This is a genomic window from Corallococcus sp. CA041A (genome assembly GCF_003612075.1).
Taxonomy (GTDB): Bacteria; Myxococcota; Myxococcia; order Myxococcales; family Myxococcaceae; genus Corallococcus; species Corallococcus exiguus.
Map to the genome: position 1 here is coordinate 1 of NZ_RAWF01000417.1, position 5,019 is coordinate 5,019.

A 5,019-nucleotide genomic window follows, 5' to 3' on the forward strand; every position below is an offset into this window, starting at 1 on the left:
GCCCGCCCCCACGCCCGGAAGCCCGCTTGGGAAAGACGAAGGGCGCATCCCGGTCCAATGACCGTGACGCGCCCCGTCATCCCCATCAGGCCCTTGCGTGCCCCTAGAGGATGATTTCGCTCAGGCCGATTCCTTCTTCGGCTCTGGTGTCTCCTTGTTGTCCTGCGAGTGCAGGACGACGGGCTCGCTCTTCTTGAGGATGACCTCCTCGGAGATGAGCACCTCGCGGGCCGTCTTGCGGGACGGGATTTCGTACATCACGTCCAGCATGGCCGTCTCCAGGATGGAGCGCAGGCCGCGAGCGCCCGCCTTGCGGCGGATGGCCTCCGACGCGATGGCCTTCAAGGCCCCGTCGGTGAACTTCAGCGACACGCCGTCCAGCTCGAAGAGCTTGCGGTACTGCTTGGTGAGCGCGTTCTTGGGCTCGCCCAGGATGTTCACCAGCGCGCCTTCGTCCAGCTCCTCCAGCGCGGTGATGATGGGCAGACGGCCGATGAACTCCGGAATCATGCCGAACTTGAGCAGGTCCTCCGGCTCCACGTGCTTGAGCAGCTCGCTCAGGTTGCGCTGCTTGCGCGACTGGATCTCCGCGCCGAAGCCCAGGCTGCGCCCACCCAGGCGCCGCTCGATCACCTGCTCCAGGCCGCCGAACGCGCCGCCGCAGATGAAGAGGATGTTGGTGGTGTCCACCTGCAGAAACTCCTGCTGCGGGTGCTTGCGGCCACCCTTGGGCGGGACGTTGGCCACCGTGCCTTCGATGATCTTCAGCAGCGCCTGCTGCACGCCCTCGCCGCTCACGTCGCGGGTGATGGAGGGGTTCTCCGACTTGCGGGCAATCTTGTCGATTTCGTCGATGTAGACGATGCCCCGCTGCGCGCGCTCGATGTCGTGGTCCGCGGCCTGGAGCAGGTTGACGATGATGTTCTCCACGTCCTCACCGACGTAGCCGGCCTCCGTGAGGCACGTGGCGTCCGCGATGGTGAAGGGGACGTTGAGGATGCGCGCCAGCGTCTGCGCGAGCAGCGTCTTGCCGGAGCCCGTGGGGCCGAGCAGCAGGATGTTGCTCTTCTGCAGCTCCACATCGTCCATGGCGACCTTGGACTCGATGCGCTTGTAGTGGTTGTGCACCGCCACGGAGAGCGTCTTCTTCGCGCGCTCCTGGCCCACCACGTACTCGTCCAGCACGGCCTTGATTTCAGAGGGCCGGGGGATGCGCAGCTTGGTGTCCTTGGTCTCCTCGCGGTCGATCTCCTCCGCGATGATGTCGTTGCACAGCCCGATGCACTCGTCGCAGATGTAGACCGTCGGGCCCGCGATGAGCTTCTTCACCTCCTTCTGCGACTTGCCGCAGAAGGAGCAGCAGAGGGTCTGGTTGTCTCGCTTCTCCACGTTCTTACCCGCCATGAAATCCCTCGCTGCGCCTGAAAGGCCCCAACCCGCTTCGCGTCCGGTCCCCTGCCCACACCAATCTAGTCAGCCCCCATCCGGAACGTCCACGCACCTTCCGGGTACTTAACAAGGGGAAAATACCGGTGATGGGAGAAAACAGAAGGCCGGAGGCGCGGGAGAAGATTCCCAGCACCCCCGGCCGCCGACCGGGTGGTTGACACCCCGGTCCGCTCGGATGTCGGTGTGTCTACTTCTTCTCTTCCGGCTTCACGCCCACGACCTTCCGGGGGTCCTGGATGGCGTCAAGGATGCCGTACGCCTTCGCCTCCGTGGCGCCCATGAAGTAGTCGCGGTCCGTGTCCTTCTCCACGCGCTCGATCGTCTGGCCGGTGTGCTTGACGATGAGCTCGTTGAGCTTGGCCTTCATGCGAAGGATTTCACGGGCCTGGATTTCGATGTCCGTCGCCTGGCCGCGCGCGCCGCCCAGCGGCTGGTGGATCATGATGCGGCTGGAGGGCAGCGAGTAGCGCTTGCCCTTCGCGCCGGCGAGCAGCAGCACCGCGCCCATGGAGGCCGCCTGCCCCACGCAGATGGTGGAGACGGGCGCCTTGACGTACTGCATCGTGTCGTAGATGGCCAGGCCCGCCGTCACCGAGCCACCGGGCGAGTTGATGTAGAGGTTGATGTCCTTGTCCGGGTCTTCGGACTCCAGGAACAGGAGCTGGGCGACGATGGCGTTGGCCACGTCATCGTCGATCTCCGTTCCCAGCATGACGATGCGGTCCTTCAGGAGCCGGCTGTAGATGTCGTACGAGCGCTCACCCCGGTGGGTCTGCTCGATGACGTAGGGGACGGGCATGAAGGGCATGTCGGATGGACCTCTAGAAGGAACTCAGAAGGCTTGAGGAAAAGACCTCAAGAATACTTCGCCCGGCCCTTGAGGAATTCAATCGTCTTTTCCTCGCGGAGTCGCAGAGACAACCCAAGGCGCTCGTCCGGGCCCTTGAAGTACTTCTTCACCTGGGCGACCGGCTGGTTGGCCTCGATGGCCAGGTCCTCGATGCGCTTCTCCACGTCCTCGTCGGACGCCTGGATGTTCTGCTGCTGGGCAATGGCCTCGAAGAGCAGCGTGCCCTTCACCTCCAGGGTGGCCTTCTCCCGCATCTCGTCACGCAGGCGGTTGAAGTCCAGGCCCAGCTGGCGCGGGTCGATGCCCTGGCGCTGCATCTGGCGGAAGGCGCCCTCCATCATGGAGTCGATGGCGCGCTCCACCATGGCGCGGGGCACGTCGAACGGGTTCTTCTCCAGCAGCGCCTTGATGAGCCCGTCGCGCTCGTCCACGGTGGACTGGTTCTTCCGGGCCTTCTCCAGGTCCGAGCGCACCTTGGCGCGCAGCTCGTCCACCGTCTGCGCGACGCCCGTCTGCTTGGCGAAGTCGTCGTTGAGCTCCGGCACCACCGCCTTCTTCAGCTCCTTGACGGTGATGTGGAAGACGGCCGTCTTCCCGCGGACCTCTTCGGCCTGGTAGTCCTGGGGGAAGGTGTACTCGACGTCCTTGGACTCGCCGACCTTCACGCCCGCCAGCTGCGGGATGTTGCCCTGGATGAGGTCGCCGTCCTGCACGCGCACGCCAATGCCGTCCGCCTTGCTGCCGGGGAACGCATTGCCGTCCACCTTCGCCTCGAAGTCGATGGTGACCTGGTCGTCCTGGGCCGCGGTGTCGCGGTCCGTGACGGGCTCGATGCGGCCCAGGTTCTGGCGCATGTTCTCAATCTGCTGGTTCACCGCGTCGTCAGCGACGGCGGTGTCCACCTTCGTGAGGGACAGGCCCTCGAAGTCCTTGGCCTCCACCTTCGGCTTCACCTCGACGCGGGCCTCGAAGCTGAAGGGGGCGTTGGGCTTGAGGCCGGAGTTGGTGACCTGGGGAGAGGCGACGGCCTCCACCTTGTGCTCGCGCACGGCGTCCAGGTAGGCCTTCTGCACGACGCGCTGGATGACGTCGTCCTCCACCTGCTCGCGGTACTTCTGCTCGAGGATGCGGCGGGGGACCTTGCCCTGACGGAAGCCGGGCATCTTCACCTGGCCGCTGAGCGCGGCGTACGCGCGGTTGAGCTCCTCAACGACGCGGGCGGAGTCGACCTCGATGGAGAGCTTCTTCTCGATGGGAGAGAGCTCTTCGACCTGGACCTTCATGCGGGCCTCGCTCGCCGCCTCCACGGGCTATACGTCCCGGGGCGGCAACCGGAAAGTGGGACGTGCGGCTTTAGGGGATAGGCACGAACGGGTCAACGCGAAATGGGCGAGGAGGGACTCGAACCCTCACACCTTGCGGTACCAGATCCTAAGTCTGGCGCGTCTACCAGTTTCGCCACCCGCCCGACGCGTCGCGCGACCGCCGTCCTACTCCGAAACGTCCGCGGACGACAGGGGCTTTCCCGAGCGGACCTCCCCGTCAGGGAGTGCCGGAAAAGACACAGGGCCCCTTCCGTTTCCAGAAGGGGCCCTGCGAGTGAGAGCGGAGGGAATCGAACCCACAACCTATGGATTAAGAGTCCATTGCTCTGCCAATTGAGCTACGCTCCCGGCTTTGCTTTCGGCCGCGTTGGCTTCGCGACGTCCGAGGTGGCGCGGTGAATACCGGTCGCCGCCCGCTCTGTCAAAACGTTTTTGCACCCCCCTCACATTCTCCGCGGTGGAACCGGATGCCCGGCGTGCGGCCGGCCGTCCCCGCGCCCGGGAAGCGATGCGAAGGGCCTGCCCGGCTCGCATGTTGATCCACGCCTCGGGTCGCGCTGCAGGCCTGTAGCAGGGGGACCGTCCAGGCCCCTGCTCCACGGGTCGTGCGCCGTGTGCCCGGGCAACCATGTGGGCGGGCGAGGGTCGTCCGCCTTTTCGAGCGGTGCTGGAGACACAGTGATGGATGCGAATGTGAAGGCGGAAGGAACGACGTCGCCGCAGGGCGCGGCCTGGAACCGGGAGCGGGTGGACCTGGTGAAGCGGACCATCTGCCCCCGGGGAATCAGCGAGGACGAGTTCGCCCTCTTCATCGAGCAGTGCAAGCGCAGCGGGTTGGATCCGCTCCTCAAGGAAGCGTTCTGCGTGGCGCGCCGGCAGAACGTGGGCAACCGGGAGCGGCCCAACTGGGTGACGAAGTACGAGTTCCAGCCCTCGGAGGCGGGGATGCTCGCCCGGGCGGAGCGCTTTCCGGACTTCAAGGGCATCCAGGCGAGCGCGGTGTTCGCCGAGGACGAAATCGTCGTGGACCAGGGCAAGGGCGAAGTGGTGCACCGCTTCAACCCGGCCAAGCGCAAGGGCGCCCTGGTGGGTGCCTGGTCGCGAGTGGTGCGCGAGGGGAAGCTGCCCGTCGTCGTGTGGCTCGACTTCTCCGGCTACGTCCAGCAGACGCCGCTGTGGGCCAAGATTCCCACGACGATGATCGAGAAGTGCGCGCGCGTGGCGGCGCTGCGCAAGGCGTACCCGGAGGCCTTCGGCGGACTGTACGTGCGCGAGGAGATGCCGGCCGAGGAGTACGACGCGCACGACGAACCCGCGCCCGCCTCCGGTTCCTATGAGGTGCTGGGCTCGAAGCCGGGCCCGGTGAAGGCGTCCTTCCCCACCCTGGCTCCGGCC

The 5,019-nt window shown here is 65.9% G+C and carries 4 protein-coding genes and 2 tRNA genes; 1 reads left to right on the forward strand and 5 read right to left on the reverse strand.

Annotated elements, in window-relative coordinates:
* Window positions 1-120 precede the first annotated feature (120 nt).
* The 5 genes from clpX to D7V77_RS40065 all read right to left on the reverse strand — a co-directional run bounded on the left by clpX (window position 121) and on the right by D7V77_RS40065 (window position 3,972).
* Entirely contained in the window at window positions 121-1,404 is a 1,284-nt protein-coding gene (clpX, locus tag D7V77_RS40045) for an ATP-dependent Clp protease ATP-binding subunit ClpX (RefSeq protein WP_014394869.1), read from the reverse strand.
* Window positions 1,405-1,636: 232 nt separating this feature from the next.
* Window positions 1,637-2,257, reverse strand: coding sequence for an ATP-dependent Clp endopeptidase proteolytic subunit ClpP (gene clpP, locus D7V77_RS40050; RefSeq protein WP_120557687.1), 621 nt, complete (start codon window positions 2,255-2,257; stop codon window positions 1,637-1,639).
* Window positions 2,258-2,304: 47 nt separating this feature from the next.
* Window positions 2,305-3,582, reverse strand: coding sequence for a trigger factor (tig, locus tag D7V77_RS40055; RefSeq protein WP_120581453.1), 1,278 nt, complete (start codon window positions 3,580-3,582; stop codon window positions 2,305-2,307).
* 103 nt (window positions 3,583-3,685) lie between these two features.
* Window positions 3,686-3,767: transfer RNA gene (locus D7V77_RS40060), tRNA-Leu, on the reverse strand.
* 132 nt (window positions 3,768-3,899) lie between these two features.
* Window positions 3,900-3,972, reverse strand: a tRNA-Lys gene (locus tag D7V77_RS40065).
* Between the two features lie 333 nt (window positions 3,973-4,305).
* On the opposite strand from D7V77_RS40065, the gene bet reads away from it, so the two are divergent.
* Window positions 4,306-5,019 (forward strand): phage recombination protein Bet (gene bet / locus D7V77_RS40070; protein WP_120581454.1); only part of this gene is annotated, 714 nt, incomplete at its 3' end.